The organism is Pyxidicoccus sp. M6 (assembly GCF_055568925.1).
The window spans coordinates 6,505,633-6,522,925 of the sequence record NZ_CM145714.1 but is presented as its reverse complement, the minus strand read 5'-3'; the positions used below and the strand labels follow the sequence as shown (position 1 = coordinate 6,522,925).

Sequence of the window (17,293 nt, the reverse complement as noted above, 5' to 3'; positions counted from 1 at the left end):
GTCACACCGGCTCGGGAGCCAGCTTCACCCAGACACCCCGGAAGCGCTTCTTCGCCGGGTCCTTCAAGCGCTTGCATTCCACGCCGTCGAGCGGAGCGGTGCCGTCGTCGCTCAGCAGCAGGATTTCGTCCACCTGCTCCGGCGTGAAGAAGGCCTCGGGATTCAGCCCGGTGAGGTCCACCTCCGAGACGGGCACGGGCGCATCGTCCCCACCGCGCCAGGTGAACAGGCGCGACGTCGCCTCGCTCGCCGTGGCGCCGCTGATGATGAGGTAGCGCCCGCGCCACCACGACATCGAGCGAATGCCCAGGCCCCCGAGGTCCAGCAACCTCGGCTCCCCCAGCCGCGCACGAGCGCCCTCGCGGACGACCTCCACCGGGTTCAGCACGGGCACCACCAGCGCCCTGCCTTCCGGCACAGGGCTACGGAACCCGATGAGGAGCGAGCTCCCATCCGCCATCGCCGTCATGCCCTCGATATTCAATCCACCCTGCGACTTCGGAGGCAGCGCCTCCGCCTGCGTCAGCCCGAAGGGCGCCATCCGAGGGTCCGCGAGCAGGTCATCCAACAGGTGCGAGTACGGATGGCCCACCACTCTCGGGCCTCCGTCCGTCTCCTCCGTGGCGAAGAAGCGCAGGCGGCTCTCCTGCTTCTTGCCGGAGCTGTTGCGCCCATGCGACGTGAGCCAGAAGGACAGCGAGCCCAGCCCCGTCGCCGCCTCGATGTCCGCCTCGGGCGGCTTCTTCTTCGCGGGCAGCTCCAGGTCCGGTGACAGGTCCACGCTCTTCAGCGGAGGGCCGCCGCGCCGGGCGTCATAGACGCGGAGGACGTTGTCCTCGTCGTCCCCCACCACGAACATGTCCCCGCCCAGGGCCACCGCGCCCGAGGCGTCACACATCCCCTCGAAGACGACGGGAGCTCGCGAATCCGCCACGCCCGCCGAGGACGTGACAGGCCGTTGCTCAGGCACACCCCGGGCCGCGCAGCCCGTGGCCAGGACGACTCCCACACAGATGAAAACCAGCCTCATGGGCCTTCTTCTTTGCACGAAGAGGCCCCATGGGGAGTGGCGGGAAACGCTCTGTAATCTGAGCGACAGCGCGAGGACCGCGCTACTCCAGCTCCCGCTGCAGCCGCGCCAACAGATTGAGCGCATCCAGCGGCGTCATCCGGTCGATGGTGATGGCCTTCAGCGTGTCCAACACCTTCTGCTGCGCGGCAGACAGCGCGGGGCCCGAGGCCTGGAGCACCGGCGCCGGCTCCGCGACGAACAGGCCGAGCTGCCCCGCCGTCGAGCCCTTCTTCCCCGTCTGCCGCACCGCCACCCGGGGCCGGCCCGCGTCGTCCAGCTCGCCCGACTCCAGGTTCTGCAGGAGCTCGCGCGCCCGGGACACCACCTCCGGCGGCAGGCCGGCCAGCTTCGCCACCTCGATGCCGTACGAGCGGCTCGCCCCGCCCGGCACCAGCTTGCGCAGGAAGATGACCTTGCCGCCCTGCTCCTTCACGGCGATGCACAGGTTCTTCACCCGGGGCCGCTCGCGGGCCAGGTCCACCAGCTCGTGGTAGTGCGTGGCGAACAGCGCCCGCGCGCCCACCTTGTCGTGCAGGTGCTCCGCCACCGCCCAGGCAATGGAGAGGCCGTCGAAGGTGGACGTGCCGCGGCCAATCTCGTCCAGGATGATGAGGCTCTTGCGCGTGGCGTGGTGGAGGATGTGGCTCGTCTCCGTCATCTCCACCATGAAGGTGGACTGCCCGCGCGCCAGGTTGTCCGCCGCGCCCACGCGCGTGAAGATGCGGTCACACAGGCCGATGCGCGCCGACTTCGCCGGGACGAACGAGCCCGCCTGCGCCATCAGCGCCGTCAGCGCCACCTGCCGCATCACCGTGCTCTTGCCCGCCATGTTGGGGCCGGTGATGACCAGGAGCTGCGCGTCCTCCGGATTCATCTGCACGTCGTTGGGGACGAAGGACTCGCCCGCCCCCAGCATGCGCTCCACCACCGGGTGCCTGCCGGCCGTGATTTGCAGCACCTCCGACGCGTCCACCTCCGGCCGCGTGTAGCCATACTCCGCCGCGCAGCGCGCGAAGGACAGCAGCGCGTCACACGCCGCCACCGCTTCCGCCGCCGAGCGGATGCGCGGCGCCTCCGCCACCACCTTCGCCCGCAGCTCCTCGAAGAGCTGCAGCTCCAGCACGCACCGCCGCTCCTCGGCGGTGAGCACCTGCTCCTCGTACTCCTTCAGCTCCGGCGTGACGAAGCGCTCCGCGCCCACCGTCGTCTGCTTGCGGATGTAGTCCGCCGGCACGAGGTGCAGGTTCGCCTTCGTCACCTCCAGGTAGTACCCGAAGACCTTGTTGTAGCGGACCTTCAGCGAGGAGATGCCCGTGCGCTCCTTCTCCCGCGCCTCAATCTGGAGCAGCACGTCCTTGCCGGACGTGGACAGCGCCACCAGCTTGTCCAGCTCCTGGTGGAAGCCGGGGCGGATCATCCCGCCCTCCTTCAGCGTCACCGGCGGCTCGTCCGCCACCGCGCGCCCCAGCAGCTCCGCCAGTTCGGGCAGTGCCCCCAGCGGCCCGGAGAGAGCGCTGAGCAGCGAGGACTGGCACCGCGCCAGCGCCGCCCCCAGCCTGGGAAGCTGCGCCAGCGACACGCCCAGCGCGCGCAAGTCACGCGCGTTGCCCGCCCCCAGCGAGAGCCGGCCGCACAGCCGCTCCAAGTCACCCACTTCCTTCAGCAGCGTGGCCAGCTCCTCGCGCCACACGCTGCGCCCGGACAGCTCCTCCACCGAGTCCAGCCGCGCGTGGATCTCCGGCAGCGAGCCCAGCGGAGACGCCAGCCAGCGCGCCAGCTTGCGCGCGCCCAGGCTCGTCACCGTCCTGTCCAGCACGCCCAGCAGCGAGCCCTTGCGCCCGCCGTCCCGCTGGGAGCGCAGCACCTCCAGGTTGGCCCGGGAGGACTCGTCCATGAGCAGGTGGCCCGCGCGCTCCTGCCGGCTCAGCCGGTCGATGTGCGCCGCGGGCGTCTTCTGCGTGTCCTTCAGGTAGCGCAGCGCCGCGCCCGCCGCTCCGGTCGCCATGGGCGCGTCGTCCAGCCCGAAGGCGGACAGCGACTGCACGGAGAAGTGGCCGCGCAGGTAGTTGGCCGCGCGTGTGGGCTCGAAGGCCGCCGCCTCCCCTTCCGCCACCGCCGGAGTACGCGACAGCCGGCCGCACAACTGCTGCACCTCTGGAGCGTTGCGCTGCCCCTGCGGCACCAGCAGCTCGCGGGGCTCCACGCGAGACAGCGCCTCCGCCAGCTCGGCCGAACTCGCCGCCTCCACCGCCATGAACTCGCCGGTGGACGCCTCCAGCAGCGCCGCGCCCCAGCCACGCTCGCTCCAGCACACGGCGGCGAGGAAGTTGCTGGCCTGCGGCTCCAGCACCTCCTCGTCCAGCACCATGCCGGGGGTAATCACGCGCGTGACTTCGCGCCGGACGATGCCGGGCCCGTTGCCGGGCTCCTCCACCTGCTCGCAGATGGCGACCTTCAGGCCTTCACCAATGAGGCGGGCGATGTAGCGCCGCGCCGAGTGGTACGGAATCCCGCACATGGGCACCTTGTCCGCGCCCTTGGCCCTCGCGGTGAGGGTGATCTGCAGGATTTCCGAGGCGCGCACCGCGTCCTCGAAGAACATCTCGTAGAAGTCCCCGAGCCGGAAGAACAGCACCGAGTCCGGGTGGAGCGCCTTCAGCTCCAGGTACTGCCGCATCATCGGTGTGAGGGAGGCAATCTCCCGCGCGCCCGCGCCTTCTACCGGGCCACCCGAGCCCGGCGCGCCCGGGACTACGTCTGGAGTCACGTCGCCCGGAAGGTCCACCGCCGCCTTCGCTGCCTTCGCCTGCTGAGTCACGCCCATCACCGTCCTTCTCTCACGACCCGACCCGTGGATCAACGAACCCGACACCCTACCTGCCGCGTTCCCTTACCATCCACCGCTGACACTCGCTGACACTCCCCGCCGCCCCCCGGCCGAAAACGGGTGCGCCCGCCCGCCCGGCCGTGCATCTTGCCGCCGTCATGGAGACGCCCCCGACGACGCCCACGCCGCTGCCGCGCCCCCAGCCGCCGCCTCCCGTCCCCGCGCTGTTCCGCGCCGCCCTGTTCCCCCTCCAGGCCTTCTTCCGGCTGGAGGCGAGCAGCGGCATCCTCCTGGCCTTCAACGCCGTGGCCGCCATGGTGTGGGCCAACTCCCCCTGGGCCGCCACCTACAGCGCCCTCTTCGACGCGCACCTGGAGCTGGGCCTGGACGGCGCCCGGGCGGGCTTCAGCTTCCGCGAGCTCGTCAACGACGGGCTGATGACGCTGTTCTTCTTCGTCGTGGGAATGGAAATCAAACGCGAGCTCACCTCGGGCGAGCTGCGCACCGTGTCCCGCGCGCTGTTGCCGCTCATCGCCGCGCTGGGCGGCATGGTGGTGCCCGCGCTCCTCTACACCGCCTTCAATCACGGCACCCCGTCCATGGCGGGCTGGGCCATTCCCATGGCCACGGACATCGCCTTCGCCATCGGCTGTCTCACGCTGGTGAAGGCGCGGGTGGGCCACGGGCTGGTGGTGTTCCTCACCGCGCTGGCCATCTTCGACGACATCGGCGGCATCCTCGTCATCGCCCTCTTCTACGGCACCGGGCTGCACGTTGAATGGCTGCTGGCGAGCGCGGGCGTGCTGGCGGCGCTGGGCGTCCTCAACCGCTTCTACGTGCGCAGCGGCCTGATGTACCTGCTGGCGGGCGCGGCGCTCTGGTACGTCATGCACCACGCCGGCATCCACGCCACGCTGTCCGGTGTCGCGCTCGGGCTGTTCATCCCCGCGCTTCCCACCCGCGCAGGCCGCGAGGTGCTGGAGGAATTGGCTGGCTTCGCGTCCCAGTGTGTCCAGGAGGTGGGCGACGAGCAGGTGCGCGGCGCGCAGATTCTCTACATCGAGGAGCGGCTGGAGGATCTGGAGCCGCCGCTCAACCGCTTCGTGCACCTGTGGCACCCGTACGTGGCCTACGGCATCGTCCCGCTGTTCGCGCTGGCCAACTCGGGCATCTCCCTGGAGGGCATGGGCTGGGGAGACCTCCTGAAGCCCCTGCCGCTGGGCGTCATCGTCGGTCTCTTCGTGGGCAAGCAGCTGGGCATCTTCGTCTTCACCTGGGGAGCGGTGAAGGCGAAGCTGTCCGCCATGCCCGGAGGCGCGGGCGTGGGGCAGCTCCACGGAGTCGCGGTGGTGGCGGGCATCGGCTTCACCGTGGCGCTCTTCGTGGCGGGGCTGGCCTTCGCCAGCGAGCCGGGGCTCCTGCGCGAGGCCAAGCTGGGCATCCTGGTGGGCTCGCTCTTGTCCGCGGTGGTGGGCTACGTGCTGTTGCGGTTCGTGGCGAAGCCCGTCGCCCCGGCGTAACGTTGCGGGCAAAAGGGGCGGCGTTCGTGATTCTCCAGGACTTGAACCGCGTTCGGCAGATTTCCGTCATCGCCGCGCGCCACGGCTTCGGCGAGCTGGCCGAGCGCGCGGGCCTGTGGCGCATCCTGGGCCGCAAGGAGAAGGTGGAGGTCTCTCCGGAGACGCGACGCGCCTCCACCGCCCGGCGCTTCCGCATGCTGCTGAGCGATTTGGGCCCCACCTTCATCAAGCTCGGCCAGGTGCTCTCCACCCGCGCGGACCTGCTGCCGGCGGAGTTCATCGACGAGCTGGCGCTCCTCCAGGACAACGTCGTCCCCATTCCCCTGGAGCAGGTGCACGCGCAGATTCGCGAGTCGCTGGGCAAGGAGGCACAGGAGCTCTTCGCGCAGATCGACCCGACACCGCTGGCCGCCGCGTCGATTGCCCAGGTGCACCGGGCGGTGACGCTGGAGGGCGAGGAGGTGGTGGTGAAGGTGCAGCGGCCGGGCATCGCCGCGAGCATCGACTCGGACCTCGGGGTGCTGCGCAGCCTGGCGCGCCTGCTGGAGGCCGTGGTGGAGGAGACGGGCGTCTACACGCCCAGCGGCATCATCGACGAGTTCGACCGGGCCATCCACGAGGAGCTGGACTTCCTCAACGAGGCGGACAACGTCCGCGCCTTCCTGGAGAACCACCGCGAGCGGCCGTACCTCCACATTCCGCGCGTCTACCCGCACCTGTCCAGCCGCACGGTGCTGACGCTGGAGTTCATCCGCGGGGTGAAAATCAATCAGGCGCAGCTCGCGGAGGAGGACCGGAAGGTCATCGCGAAGCACATCCTGGAGGCGAGCTTCCGGCAGCTCTTCGAGGACGGGCTGTTCCATGGGGACCCGCACCCGGGGAACATCCTCCTCTTGGAGGGCAACCGGCTGGCGCTGCTGGACTTCGGCGTGGTGGGGCGGCTGACGCGGCCGATGCAGGAGACGCTGGTGATGCTGTGCCTCGCGGTGGCGCTGAAGGACAGCGACTCGGTGGCGCGCATCCTCTACCGCGTGGGCGTGCCGGACGCGCGGGCCAACCTGGTGGGCTTCCGCAACGACATCGAGGCGATTCTCGGCCAGCACCTGGCGACGACGCTGGGCCAGGTGGACACGCGCTCGCTGTTGAGGGACTTGCTGGACCTCGCGGTGAAGTACCGCATCCGGATTCCGAAGGAGTACGCGCTGCTGAGCCGCGCGTCCGTGTCCACGGAGGGCATGCTGCGCAGCCTCTACCCGGAGATGAACATCATCGAGGTGGCGCTGCCGTACGCGAAGGAGCTGCTCGCCGGGAAGTATGACCCGTCGCAGTTGCAGGGCGGGCTGATGCGGACGCTGCTGCGCTTCCAGTCCATGGCGGCGGACCTGCCCACGCAGCTGTCGCAAATCCTGCTCGACATGGAGTCCGGCAAGTTCACCGTCACGGTGCGCGCGGACCAGTTCGAGAAGCTGAACGAGAACCTGCGCAGCGCGGCGGTGATTGCGTTCCTCGGGCTGTGCGCCTGCGGATTCATCGTGGGGGCGTTCATCGCCTTCGCGCCGAAGCCGTGGATGTACGGAGGCGTGCCGGTGCTGGGCGTGGTGGGCATCGCCCTGGCGGCGGCGCTCTTCGGCGCCGTCTTCACCTGGTACCTCTTCGGCGGGCGCGGACTGGGCAAGGTGCGCTTGAGCCGCTTCATGAAGAAGCCGCAGAAGCGCAGGTAGGGCGAGAGAGTTCTGAACTGAAAATCCGTCCCAGCACTCGACGGGCTCGGGCGAGAAGATACCAAGAAGTACTGAGCTACTTCCTGATGGAGGCTGTCCCTCCACAAATTTCATCTGCCTCGTGGTGGCTTTACCCCAAGGGATGCCGCTCGAAGCATGAGTTGCGTGCGGTTCTCCGCCCCCAGCTTCCGGTAGAGTTGCGTGACGAGACATGGTGATGCCAGCCCGGGAAGCGGCGGCCTTCGTAATGGTCCAGGCCCAGCTCACCCTTGAGGTCCTCGTAGACGCGCTCGGTTCTCCAGCGCTGCATCACCAAACGGATGAGTTGCTTTTTCGTCCTGCGCTCCGGCAGGGAAGCGAGGAAGTAATTGGCCGGCTCGGGTTCACCGTCTCGCCACTCGATAAGCAGCCACAGGGGCTCCTGCTCTCGCTGGGACACGCCCGCGGCGACGACGCGACGCGGATCCCCTCCGGCGTCGACTGACAGCTGCTCGCCCCCGCGGGCAGCCCGGTTCACCCCGAGTCTCTTTCGGGGTATGACAGATTGTTGCAGTGTAACTGCATGAGCAACGCAATGCTCCATCCGCAGCTGCCAGCGCTGACGGAGGATGACCTCCGCAGCTTGATTACATCCCTTCTCGCGGAGCGGCTGCGCATCGAGCCGCGATCCATCGATGTCCGTGAACGATTCAATCGTCATGGTCTCGATTCGCAGGGCGCGACAGGCATGCTCGCGGACCTGGCTCAGGCGCTCGGGCGCCCCCTGTCGCCCGTCCTGGTGTGGCAACACCCGACCCCAAAGGCGCTGGCGCGTCACCTGGCCGGTGGGGCGAGTGATCTCGAGGCTTTTGTGCCCGGACGCGCCGAACGCAGTCCCACGCAGAACGAGCCCATCGCGATCGTCGGGATGGCCTGCCGGTTCCCCGGGGCGCCGGACCTGGACAGCTACTGGAGACTCCTGGAGTCCGGGGTAGACGCAATCACCGAGGTGCCCCCTGACCGGTGGGATACCGACGTGCTCTACGATCCCGATCCCCTCGCGCCCGGCAAGGTGGGCACGCGCTGGGGGGGCTTCATCGAGGGGATCGATCGCTTCGACCCGACGTTCTTCGGCATCTCTCCGCGAGAGGCCGCCGAGATGGATCCCCAGCAGCGCCTGATGCTCGAGCTCTCCTGGGAGGCTCTCGAAGACGCGGGCGTCCCGCCGCGCTCTCTCAAAGACAGCAGGACCGGCGTGTTCTTCGGCGCGATGTGGCAAGACTATGCCAGGCTGTCTGGCAGCTCCCTCGCTCGCCTCACGCAGCACAGCGCCACGGGGCAGGACCTCAGCATCATTCCCGCGCGCGTCTCGTACACGCTCGGCCTGCGCGGCCCGAGCGTCGCCATCAACACCGCCTGTTCGTCCGCGCTGGTCGCGGTCCACTACGCCCGTCAAAGCCTGCTCCTCGGGGAGGCCACGCTCGCGCTCGCGGGCGGCGTGAGCCTCATGAGCGGGCCCGAGAGCATGGTCGCGATGGCCAGGCTCGGGGCTCTGGCCCCCGACGGCCGCTCGAAAGCCTTCGACGCCCGCGCGAACGGCTATGGCCGCGGCGAGGGCGGGGGCGTGGTGGTCTTGAAGCTCCTGTCCCGTGCCCTTTCGGACGGCGATCGCATCGATGGCCTCATCCTCGGGAGCGCGATCAACAATGATGGCTTCAGCAACGGCCTGACCGCGCCGAGCCCCGCTGCGCAAGAACTCGTGCTCCGGGACGCGTATGCGAACGCGGGCGTCGACCCGCGGGACGTCCAGTACGTCGAGGCGCACGGGACAGGGACCGTGCTCGGCGATCCGATCGAGGCCAGCGCCCTCGGGGCCGTGCTGGGTGCAGGCCGGCCCGCTGATAGGCCGCTACTCCTGGGGTCGGTGAAGACGAACATCGGCCACCTCGAAACCGCGGCAGGGATCGCGGGGCTCATCAAGACGGCCCTCGCGCTGAAGCACCGGGCGGTTCCGCCGAACCTCCATTTCGAGCTCCCGAACCCGCACATCCCGTTCGACGCCCTCCACCTGAAGATCCCGACCTCCAGGGAGCCTTGGCCCGAACGAGATGGAAGGGCCCTGTCGGGCGTGAGCTCCTTTGGCTTCGGCGGGACGAACTGTCACGTCGTCCTCGAAGGCGCTCGTCTGGAGAGCGCTTGTCTGGTGCCCCTCGCCTCGCTGGACGGCGAGCGTCTCCGGCAGCTCGCGGCCAGGGTGAGGGCCCTTTGCCTGGATGGCTCTCGACCCCTCTCGCTCCCGGAGCTCTGCGCTGCCGCGGCCCCTCACGCGGGCGAAGGAGACCAGAGGATCGCTGTCACGGCGCGCACACGGGACGACCTCGCCGCGCGGCTCGACGGTCTGCTGCTGGAACGCCCGCTCCCGGGTGCGGTGGCAGGCATTGCCCGCGGGGGGCGCCTCGGCCCCGTCTTCGTGTTCGGCGGGCAGGGGGCGCAATGGCGCCGCATGGGCGCGGACCTGCTACGCGAGCCTGCCTTCCGCGCGTCGATCGAGCGGTGCGATCGGGTGATGCGTCCCCACCTCGGCGGATCGTTGCTGGACGCGCTGCTCTCGGGCGACGCGACATGGCTCGAGGACATTGCGTGGGTCCAGCCCGCAATCTTCGCCGTCCAGGTCGGCCTCGCGGCCCTCTGGCGGTCCTGGGGCGTGGAGCCGGCGGCCGTCGTCGGGCAAAGCATGGGCGAGATCGCCGCGGCTACCGTCGCCGGCTGTCTGAGCCTGGAGGACGCCGCGCGCATCATCTGCGTCTGGAGCCGGCTCCAGAAGCGCACCGCCGGCCGCGGGACCATGGCGCTCGTCGAGCTGTCTTTGAAGGAGGTGCGGCGCACCCTCCTGGCGCGAGAGGACAAGGTCTCCGTCGCGGGAATCATGAGCCCGAGCTCCGTCGTGCTCTCGGGCGAGCCGGCCGCGATCGACGAGCTCATCTCCAAGCTCGCACGCTCGGGCGTGTACGCCAGGAGGATCAACGTCGATGTCGCGGCGCATGGTCCGCAAATGGATCCTCTCCTGCCGGAGCTCCTCTCGGCCCTGGAAGGGATACGACCCCGCTGCGCCCCAGTGCCGTTCTACTCGACCGTCACGGGCCATCGCCTGGAGGGCTCGGAGCTCGACGCCGACTACTGGTGCAACAACCTCCGGGAGCCGGTGCTCTTCGCGGAGACGATCGAGCGGCTCATCTGCAGCGGGCATGACGTCTTCCTCGACATCAATCCTCATCCGGTCCTCGCGCGGGCGGTCGAGCAATGCCTCGCGCAGGCCAGCTCCGACCGGAGCCCCATCGTCCAACCTGGGCTCGCGCTGCCCTCGATGCGCCGCGAGGAGCCAGGACGGGCGGTGCTCCTCGATTCCCTGGGGGTCCTCTACACCCGCGGCCAGCAGGTGGCCTGGCGGCAGCTCTACCCGGCAGAGCGGCCGTCCGGCGCGGCGTTCCCGGAGCTCTGGCCATCCTCCGAGGACGGACCCACTCCGGGCTCTTCCGAACAGGCAGCACGAACCGAAGTGCCCGCGGCGCTGCCGTTGCTCGTATCGGGCAAGACCGAAGCGGCCTTGCGTGCGCAGGCCGAGCGGCTGCGGGCACACCTCGAGGCCCATCCGGACCTCGGGCTGGCGGACGTGGCCTGTTCGCTCGCGCTCACGCGAACGCACTTCGAACGACGCGCGGTGGTGGTCGCGAAGAGCCGCGCAGCCCTTCTCGAGGCGCTCGGCGCCATCGCTCAGGGCAGCTCCGCTGTCAACGGGGTGCTCGGCGAAGCCAAGGCCCAGGGCAAGCTCGCGCTGCTCTTTACCGGACAGGGAAGTCAGCATCCCGGCATGGGCCGGGCGCTCTACGATGCCTTCCCCATCTTCCGTGACGCCCTCGACATCGTCTGCGGCCATCTCGATGCGCAGCTCGAGCGGCCCCTGCGGCCCATCCTGTTTGCAACCGAAGGCTCGGAGGATGCCGCCCTGCTCCACCAGACCGCCTTCACCCAGACGGCCCTCTTCGCCCTGGAGGTGGCCCTCTTCCGGCTCACGGAAAGCTGGGGAGTCAGGCCCGATTTGTTGCTCGGCCACTCCATCGGCGAGCTCGTGGCCGTCCACGTCGCCGGCGTGCTGTCGCTCGAAGACGCCTGCACCCTCGTCGTCGCACGCGCTCGCCTGATGCAGGCCCTTCCCCAGGGCGGCGCCATGGTCTCGCTCCAGGCCTCCGAGGCCGAGGTCGCGCCCCTGCTCGTCGGACGCGAGGCCCACGTCGCTATCGCCGCGCTCAACGGCCCCTTCTCCACCGTGGTGGCGGGGGACGAAGAGGCCGTGCTCGAGGTCACAACGCAGGTGAAAGCCCTCGGCCGCAAGACCACGCGTCTGCGGGTCAGCCACGCCTTCCACTCCCCTCACATGGATGGAATGCTGAACGCGTTTCGACACGTCGTCGAGGGGCTCACCTTCCATCCGCCGCGCATTCCCATCGTCTCCAACATCACTGGAAAGCGTGCCAGCGCCGAGGAGCTCGGCTCGCCCGAAACCTGGGTACTTCACGTGCGCCACGCCGTCCGCTTTCTCGAGGGCGTGCGCACCCTCGAGGCCGAAGGCGTCACCACCTTCCTCGAGCTCGGACCTCATGGCGTGCTTTGCGCCATGGCCCACGACTGCCTGTCCGACGAGGCCCAGGCCCGCGCTCTCTTCTTGCCCGCCGTCCGCAATGATCGTCCCGAGGTTGAAACGCTCACCGCCGCTCTGGGTGGCCTGCACGCCCGCGGACACGAGCTCGATTGGAAGGCCTTCTTCGCCCCCTTCGGCGCACGTCGGATCGAGCTGCCCACCTACGCCTTCCAGCGCGAGCGCTACTGGCTCGGCGCTCCCAAGGCCGGCAGCGCCGACGTGGCCTCCGCCGGCCTTGTCTCCGCCGAGCATCCGCTTCTCGGCGCCGCCGTTCCCTTCGCTGATGCCGATGGCCTGCTCTTCACCGGCCGTCTCTCGCTGCAAAGCCACCCCTGGCTTGCCGGACACGGTGTGTTCGATACGGTCCTCCTGCCTGGCACCGCCTTCGTCGAGCTCGCCCTCGTCGCCGCCCACCGCGTGGGGCTCGACCGTATCGAGGAGCTCACCCTGGAGTCCCCGCTTGTGCTGCCCTCGAAGGGCGCGGTCCATCTTCAGCTCTCCGTCGGCATCCCGGATGAGGCCTTCCGCAGGTCGGTGACCCTCCACGCCCGGCCCGAGAACGCCCCGCCCAACACTCCATGGACCCGCCACGCCACCGGCACCCTTGGATCATCCACGGAGTCGGCCTCCTTCGACCTGCGCGCATGGCCGCCGGCGGGAGCCACCCCGCTCGACCTGAACTGCCTCTATGACCGCCTCGCCGACGCGGGTCTCGCCTATGGCCACGACTTCCAGGGCCTGTGCGCCGCCTGGAAGCAGGGCGACGACCTGTTTGCCGAGGTTGACCTCTCCGAAGAGGCCGCACGGCAGGCCGACCACTTCGGTCTGCATCCAGCCTTGCTCGACGCTGCCCTTCACGCGCTCGCGCTCGATTCCCTTCTTCTCGATGCAGGCGAGGTGGCGCTCCCCTCCTCCTGGGTGGGCGTCTCCCTGTTCGCGACCGGAGCATCCTGCCTGCGCGTGCGCCTTTCTCGCCGCGATGGCGAAGGGACGGTCTCGCTTGCCATCGCCGACGCCTTGGGCGAGCCGGTCGCATCCGTGGACGCCCTCCGCACCACGCCCGCATCGAAGGAGCAGCTTCGGAGCGCCCTCGCCTCGCGCCCTGAACAGCGCTATCGGGCAAACCCGGTGACGCTGCCCAAAGCCTCCAACCCGCTGCTCGTGAGGAGCCGGGCGCTGACGGCGAGCCACGAAGAGCAGAACCTCGACGATCCGGCCACGGTCGAGCGGCTCATCCGCGGCATCTTTCGCCAGGTGACCTTGCGCGACGATGCAGGAGTCGATTCCGACCGCTCTCTCCAGAGCGTCGGTGTCGACTCGCTGATGTATCTCCAGATGCTTCGACGAGCAGAGCAAACATTCGGCGTCACGATGTCCGTACAGATGGCCCTGCGACCCGATGCATCCCGCCAGACTCTCACCTTGGGCACGTTGACGAACCTGCTCCTCGGAATCCGTCAGGCGACGCTCACGCGGCCCTCTCCGGACGAGGTCGGCGATGGCGCCGCAGCGGCACGCAAGGCCGAGGAAGAGGAGCCGGCGCTCTCAGTCGAGCGGGTCGAGCGCGACGTGAACATCACGCACGTCCCTGGGGCGCTCGTGGGCTCGGGCACTTCCCTCGAAGCCTTCATGGTCACGCTCTCCTCCGGAGAAATCATCGACGTCCTGTGCGCGGGCACGGGCGCTCCGCTCGTGCTGCTCCCCCCCATCATGGCGTCAATCCCGATCTGGGTGTTCCAGATCGAAGAGCTCCAGCGTGACTTTCGGGTCATCGTCCCGAACCACCCGGGTTATGGCCGGAGCACTGCGCCCCACGGCTCGCTGTCGCCGGCGCGGATCGCGGGGCGGGTCGCCGCCGTGCTCGATGGGCTCGGCGTCCACGAGGCCGTGCACCTCGTGGGATGGTCCCTGGGCGGGATGGTCGCGCAGGAGTTTTCGCTTGCGCTGCCCCACCGCGTCCGCTCGCTCACCTTGGTCAATACGACCTCTCACCTCGAGGAGGAGGACAGCGTCCGGAACATGGAGGACATGATTCGGAGGATGCTCGCGGATCTCTGGCGGACAACGCCCGAAGAGGCTCCCTCGACGCTCGCGCGCCGCACCCTGGCGCTCGAAGCCTCGCAGCGCGACGCGGGCTATGAGCGCAGCTTCGACTACCTGGCCGAGGTCCTGCGTTTCGATGCGGCCGATCGCATCGCTGGAATCAAGGCGCCCACGCTCGTGGTCCAGGGACGTGAGGACACACTCACCGTGCCGCGATACGGCCGCCACATGGAACGAGAGATCCCGCGGGCGCAGTATCACGAATTCGAGCACGGCGGTCATTACGTGCCGCTTCATCTTCCCGGCGCGTTCAATGAGCTCCTCCGCTCGTTCTTGCGGCGGTGGAGCGTGTGAGGTCTGGCCTCCTGCCAGGGTGATGTCGCGACAGCATCGAGCCCCATCGAGAAGCCGAGATAGCGGACTCGAGGAACCCACGTCGGGCCCGCTCACCCTCATCGCGAGAGATAGGCAATCAAGGTCGACGTTGCCTGTCATTGTCCGACCGCGGCAGCCACCGTGCGCCCCTGGTTTTGTCTCCAGAATGTCTCCAAAACTGGAGGGGACGCCAGGCGACAGGTGGGGCAGCGAGGCAGCTCTACTCCCGGCGCTTCTCGTGCGAGGAAACGTTCCGGGACGTCAAGGATTTGAGATTCGGGATGGGGCTGTCCATGGCGCGCGTGAAGAGTGCCGAGCGGCGCGACAGGCTCCTGCTGGTGAGCGCCCTGGCGCAGGTACTCCTGACACTGCTGGGCGCCGCCGGGGAGAGTCTCGGCATGGAGAAGGGATTGAAGGCCAACACCGTCAAGACGCGCACCTACTCGCTCTTCCGACAGGGCTGCATGTATTACCAGGCCATCCCCATGATGAAGGAGGAGCGATTGCGGCCCCTCGTCGAACGCTTCGCCGAAATCCTCCATCGCCACCCTGTCTTCCAAGAAGCGCTCGGCTTCATTTGAAGGGATGACTCAGGGCAAGCCCTACAACATGCTTGTCGACAACAACACCGCCAACAACGAGCCGCTGATGAACGTGGACATCTACGATGCAACCGCCGGCCAGATCGTTGCCAGCAGGGTCATCCGGCGAGGCGAGTTCTCAGGAGCCTACCAATGGCAGTGGTTCCACCTGGACTTCGACTGGAGATACCGCAACGGCCACCAACTGGAGACCCGTGTCTACACGTACGGCAAATCTTATATCAAGATCAGCCAGATCATGGTCAGGGATGGCTACTGATGCGTAGAGCTATGCAGGTTTGATGGCGCCATCATGCAGTGACAAGCGGGGTGCTCATCGCTCCCCGCCCTGGCTCCCGGCATGTGGCTGCCGCCAAGGAGGAATTCGCTCCCTCGTTTCCCCCCGCTACACCGGCCGGCGGAACAGGTCCGCAAGGTCCGCGGGGAGCTGCGAGGCCACGGCCGCCACCTCGTCCTCGGGGATGCGGTCCCGGATGGCGGTGAACACCACCGTCACCACGCGGAAGGCCTGGTCCACGGGGATGCGCAGGTGGTCCGCCACGTCGGTCATGAACTCGTCGCGCGTCATCCGCTTCGCGTGCGACGGGCCCCGGTGAATGACGCACGCGCCCAGCAGCCCACCAATCCGGTCTCCCAGGGCGCGCATCAGCTTCACGTCCTCGCCGTCCGACAGGCGCCGGGCCAGCGTGCAGAGCACCGCTTCCGCCGCCGCCTTCGACTGGACGTTGTTCACACGCAGTTCCTGGCTGTTCTGCAGCTCGAGCATGAAGGCCTGGCGGTCCTTCGGCTCGTCGCGCTCCTTCACCGGCACCGCATGAACATCACCAGGGGGTTGGGTGTGCTGCGCCATGGGGTCGTCTCCTTGCTCGCGACGGAAGTCACCGCCGTGTCCGGCTGACCCACGTCACGGTGGCCACGGTCCACGGCCCCATCAGCGCTGGCGAGTCGGCACCTCCCGCCGTAGGCCCGGGGACGGGAGCCCGTCCGGACGCCCGCCCTCAGTGTGCCGCGGGAGCGGCTGGCGCCTTCATCGTGGCCCGGCTCAGCGTGTCCACGACCACGACCCCGCCCTTCATCACGAACCGCACGCGCTGCACCTCGGTGATGTCCACCAGCGGGTCACCGGTGACGGCGATGAGGTCGCCATAGCGCCCCGCCTCGAGTGCCCCGACGTGCTGCTCCAGGCCGAGCAACTCCGCCGCCCGCGTGGTGGCGGAGCGCAGTGCCTCGATGGGCGGCAGGCCCGCCCGGTGGAGTGCGATGGGCTCCATGGCATTGCGCCCCTGCTGCCAGGCCGAGGCCGCGTCGAAGCCACTCGCCAGCTTCACGCCGAGCTGCTGAGCGAGCGCCACCATCTTCCGTGCCCCGGCGAGCCGCTGCTCGAAATTGCCGCGCGTGGCCGCGTCCGGTGCGCGCTCCACCAGCGCTTCGAGGATGCCCACCGTGGGCACCAGGAAGGCGCCCTTCTTGCGGATGGCCTCCAGCGCCTCGCGGTCCGCCTTGTGCCCATGCTCGATGGAGTCCGCGCCCGCCTCGAGCGCGTTGCGGATGCCTTCAGGCGTCATCGCGTGCACGGCCACCTTGCGTTTGGCCTTGTGCGCTTCCTCGATGATGACGCGCAATTCGTCGACGGTGAGCGTGGGCGTGGCCCAGTCCGCGTAGATCTTCAGGAGATCTGCCCCCTGGCCAAGCTGCTCACGTGCCGCACGGCGCGCCTCCTCCACCCCGCTGACGAACTGCGCGCCCGTGGGCAGGTCCTTCACGTCGGGAGAGACACCGAACGGGTGGTACGCCCCCACCGCCGCGATGCCCCGCGTGGCCACGAGCATGCGCGGCCCCTCCACCAGTCCCTGGCGGATGGCGTCGCGGAGGGCCACGTCCGCGAAGCCGCTGCCCTCGTTCTCCACGTCGCGCACGGTGGTGAAGCCGGCGCGCAGCGTGGCCCTCGCGTTGGCCGCGCCCTCCAACGCGCGCGTGGCCTGGGACTTGGTGAGCAGGGCCAGCTCGTAGGCATCCGGCGACTCCGACTCGCGCGCCATCAGGTGTGTGTGGCAGTCGATGAGCCCCGGAAGCACCGTCGCATTCCCCAGGTCCACCACCTCGGTGCCCTCCGGGATTTGCAGCCCGGGCCCCACCTTCGTGATGCGCTCGCCCTCGATGAGGATGACGGGCTGGGCCACGTACTTCCCGCTCTTCACGTCGAGCATCCGCGCGGCGCGCACGGCCACGCGCCGGGGTGCCTCGGTGGGAGCAGCAGCCTGGGCCGAGGCCACCGTCCCGATGACGAGGGTGAGCAGGGACAACACACGCACGAGCCGTTTCACGACGCCTCCGTGGGAATCAGGAACGCGGCGCAGCCTAGATAGAGGTGCCAGGAGTTCACCAACAAATCGCGCCTCCAGCGGCCCTCGGAGAGGCCACCGGCCTTGCGCATGGCGCCCTATTCCGAGGCGCACCG

The 17,293-nt window shown here is 68.9% G+C and carries 8 protein-coding genes and 3 pseudogenes; 5 read left to right on the top strand and 6 right to left on the bottom strand.

The window, feature by feature from the left end; genetic code table 11:
- Position 1: 1 nt before the first annotated feature.
- Together ACVTJA_RS26085 and mutS are read right to left on the bottom strand one after the other, a co-directional pair.
- Positions 2-1,030 (bottom strand): DUF3616 domain-containing protein, encoded by a 1,029-nt coding sequence (locus ACVTJA_RS26085; RefSeq protein ID WP_465840080.1) that lies wholly within the window; start codon positions 1,028-1,030, stop codon positions 2-4.
- Between the two features lie 82 nt (positions 1,031-1,112).
- The gene (gene mutS, locus ACVTJA_RS26080) at positions 1,113-3,896 is read right to left on the bottom strand and encodes a DNA mismatch repair protein MutS (protein WP_465840079.1); all 2,784 of its coding nucleotides are present in this window, start codon (positions 3,894-3,896) and stop codon (positions 1,113-1,115) included.
- A gap of 161 nt (positions 3,897-4,057) precedes the next feature.
- Here mutS and nhaA point away from each other — a divergent pair, with 161 nt between their 5' ends.
- Together nhaA and ACVTJA_RS26070 are read left to right on the top strand one after the other, a co-directional pair.
- Positions 4,058-5,419, top strand: coding sequence for a Na+/H+ antiporter NhaA (gene nhaA, locus ACVTJA_RS26075; RefSeq protein WP_465840077.1), 1,362 nt, complete (start codon positions 4,058-4,060; stop codon positions 5,417-5,419).
- Between the two features lie 26 nt (positions 5,420-5,445).
- Positions 5,446-7,140, top strand: coding sequence for an ABC1 kinase family protein (locus tag ACVTJA_RS26070; RefSeq protein ID WP_465840076.1), 1,695 nt, complete (start codon positions 5,446-5,448; stop codon positions 7,138-7,140).
- Positions 7,141-7,250: 110 nt separating this feature from the next.
- On the opposite strand, the pseudogene ACVTJA_RS26065 reads toward ACVTJA_RS26070, so the two are convergent.
- Both ACVTJA_RS26065 and ACVTJA_RS26060 read right to left on the bottom strand, forming a co-directional pair.
- Positions 7,251-7,346 (bottom strand): annotated as a pseudogene (locus ACVTJA_RS26065) (DNA-binding response regulator); the annotation flags it as partial.
- A pseudogene (locus ACVTJA_RS26060) lies at positions 7,346-7,606 on the bottom strand (IS701 family transposase); the annotation flags it as partial. The pseudogenes ACVTJA_RS26060 and ACVTJA_RS26065, both read right to left, overlap by 1 nt.
- Before the next feature lie 96 nt (positions 7,607-7,702).
- Here ACVTJA_RS26060 and ACVTJA_RS26055 point away from each other — a divergent pair.
- The 3 genes and pseudogenes from ACVTJA_RS26055 to ACVTJA_RS26045 all read left to right on the top strand — a co-directional run bounded on the left by ACVTJA_RS26055 (position 7,703) and on the right by ACVTJA_RS26045 (position 15,094).
- Entirely contained in the window at positions 7,703-14,212 is a 6,510-nt protein-coding gene (locus ACVTJA_RS26055) for an alpha/beta fold hydrolase (protein WP_465840074.1), read from the top strand.
- A gap of 239 nt (positions 14,213-14,451) precedes the next feature.
- Positions 14,452-14,814, top strand: a pseudogene (locus ACVTJA_RS26050) (IS4 family transposase); the annotation flags it as partial.
- A gap of 4 nt (positions 14,815-14,818) precedes the next feature.
- Entirely contained in the window at positions 14,819-15,094 is a 276-nt protein-coding gene (locus ACVTJA_RS26045) for a hypothetical protein (protein ID WP_465840072.1), read from the top strand.
- A 126-nt stretch (positions 15,095-15,220) separates the two neighbouring features.
- Here ACVTJA_RS26045 and ACVTJA_RS26040 read toward each other — a convergent pair whose 3' ends face one another.
- The gene (locus ACVTJA_RS26040) at positions 15,221-15,685 is read right to left on the bottom strand and encodes a DUF2267 domain-containing protein (protein WP_465840071.1); all 465 of its coding nucleotides are present in this window, start codon (positions 15,683-15,685) and stop codon (positions 15,221-15,223) included.
- A gap of 148 nt (positions 15,686-15,833) precedes the next feature.
- Positions 15,834-17,159, bottom strand: a complete 1,326-nt coding sequence (locus tag ACVTJA_RS26035; protein ID WP_465840070.1) for an amidohydrolase family protein — start codon at positions 17,157-17,159, stop codon at positions 15,834-15,836.
- Between the last annotated feature and the right edge of the window lie 134 nt (positions 17,160-17,293).